The sequence below is a fragment of the Blautia sp. 210820-DFI.6.14 genome, assembly GCF_020558815.1.
GTDB lineage: Bacteria > Bacillota > Clostridia > Lachnospirales > Lachnospiraceae > Blautia_A > Blautia_A obeum.
Genome location: NZ_JAJCKS010000117.1, coordinates 1 through 329, shown reverse-complemented (window position 1 = coordinate 329; position 329 = coordinate 1). Strand labels below are relative to the sequence as shown.

Below are 329 nucleotides of genomic sequence, written 5' to 3'. Positions count from 1 at the left end.
TGGACTAAATTGCTATTCCTAAACTACGTCTATATTGAAATGGACTCATTCCACCTAACGATATTTTAATTCGAGTTTCATTATACCAATGTATATATTCGTCTAATTTATGTATAAATGAATCAATAGATGCATGGTTCCAGTCTCTTCCATAAAACATTTCATTCTTTAGACGACCAAAAAATCCTTCGCATGCAGAATTATCCGGAGAGCATCCTTTCTTTGACATAGAGCGGGTAAGACCGGCATTGTCCATGAGATTTATCCATTCCGGCCAACGATAATGACATCCTCGATCAGAATGAACTAGAGGATGCTCTGAAGGATCA

Annotated in this window: 1 protein-coding gene; it reads right to left on the bottom strand. The window is 37.1% G+C overall.

Translation table 11 applies throughout. The annotated features are described in order from the left end of the window. Positions 1–4: 4 nt before the first annotated feature. Positions 5–329: IS3 family transposase (locus LI112_RS17990; RefSeq protein WP_227191219.1), on the bottom strand; the 325-nt coding region annotated here is incomplete at its 5' end.